Annotated in this window: 3 protein-coding genes; 2 read left to right on the forward strand and 1 reads right to left on the reverse strand. The window is 43.9% G+C overall.

The annotated features are described in order from the left end of the window. On the reverse strand, nucleotides 1–355 hold a 355-nt coding region (locus tag A3738_RS29915; RefSeq protein ID WP_156504218.1), incomplete at its 3' end, for a hypothetical protein. A gap of 64 nt (nucleotides 356–419) precedes the next feature. Between A3738_RS29915 and rsmI the strand changes: the two genes are divergently transcribed. Further along, nucleotides 420–1,250 (forward strand): 16S rRNA (cytidine(1402)-2'-O)-methyltransferase, encoded by an 831-nt coding sequence (gene rsmI / locus A3738_RS11250; RefSeq protein ID WP_231876627.1) that lies wholly within the window; start codon nucleotides 420–422, stop codon nucleotides 1,248–1,250. Nucleotides 1,251–1,320: 70 nt separating this feature from the next. Beyond that, nucleotides 1,321–1,594, forward strand: a 274-nt coding sequence (locus A3738_RS11255) for a hypothetical protein (protein ID WP_156504219.1), incomplete at its 3' end; no start/stop codon positions are given.

The following is a 1,594-nucleotide window of genomic DNA, read 5'->3' on the forward strand; positions in this document are numbered from 1 at the left end:
TTAAAGTTTCGACATTATTTGTTTGAAGAGATGTTTCAATTAACGTCAGGTTATAAGTGGAAATTTCGTCTGATGTTAAGCTCTGCGTTTGTACGTTCTGTAAAGCATGTTGCGCTTGTGTGTAATAGCCTTGCTCAAGAAAGGCTTGTGCAGCGTTTAAATAATATCGATTCTTTTGGGTTTCGGATGTTTGCGCTTTTGCATCTTGAAGATACTGTTCTCCAACGCTTAAAGGTTTGATTTCTTGTTCAGGAGATTTCCCGCCAGTTATGGTCTTGGGCTGACTGCTGCACCCGGCAATGATTAAGCCAATTGAGAGTGAGAGCGTCAGAAATCTTAGGGGTATTCTAATCATGTTGAATGCAGTAGGAGGAACGAAGCTGTTATCATACGGTAATTCTAGAGCGAGGATAACAAATTTGGAAAGCGCTATTTATATTGTTGCCACACCTATTGGTAATTTAGGCGATATTTCTCAGCGAGCGATCGAAGTTCTTGGGAATGCCGATCTGATCGCGGCGGAAGATACAAGGCATACAAAGAAGTTGTTGTCTCATCTAGGTATTCAGAAAGAAATGCTCTCCCTGCATGAGCATAATGAGCGAGAACGGGTTGATCAGCTCGTTGGTTTGGTTAATCAAGGAAAGAGCGTAGCGTTGGTCTCTGATGCAGGCACGCCCCTGATTTCAGATCCAGGCTATGTGCTGGTGTCTCAGGCGCGGGCACAGGGTGTAAAGGTTTTACCTGTTCCGGGTGCATGTGCGTTGATTGCCGCACTAAGTGCATCTGGGGTCGCGAGTGCTCGATTTTCCTTCGAAGGTTTCTTACCTGTTAAGCAAAAAGCGAAGCGAGAACAGTTGGCAGCATTGGTCGATGAGCAACGGACAACGATATTTTACGAATCGACCCATCGAATTATGGATACGATGAAAGCTCTGTGTGACGAGTTGCCGGCTAGAAATATATGTTTGGCTCGTGAGTTAACGAAAACGTTTGAAACTTTTCTTGTTGGTACCGTTGAAGACGTTTTGTCGAGCTTGAATGAAGACGAAAACCAGCGTCGTGGTGAGTTCGTTCTTTTGGTTGAAGGTGTTCAGGAGAGTGATGCTTCTAGCGAAATAACGCCAGAGGCACGTGCTTTACTTTTGTCTTTGGCAAAAGAATTGCCTCCCAAAAAAGCGGCTTCTCTTGTGGCTGAGCATTATGCCTTGAATAAAAAAGATCTATATAAGCTGCTAGTAGAAAATTAGTGTTCGTTCCTTGTTAAAAGTCAAAAATTGAACCAAACTCTGGTCTAAATAAATATTGCGAGGTGAGCTCATGATTGATCTCTGCCGATGCATTAAGTGTTGTTCTTGCCGTGTCGGCATTATTCTTTTTGTTTTCGTTCCTCTTAAAAATTCATATGCCTTTGATTTGCTATCCGAAGGAGCGCTAGATTCCGTGTCTGCTGTATCGGCAGAATCTGCTGAGGCTCTTTTGAATGTTGCGGGCTCTCCGGCGGCAGGTATAACAATAGATGGATACGAGTCGCTACCTTTTCGAGACGGTGATGTTGATGGGCAAGACCAAGGAAGTGCTCCTTTGGATTCTG

It is taken from the genome of Oleiphilus sp. HI0066 (genome assembly GCF_001635725.1).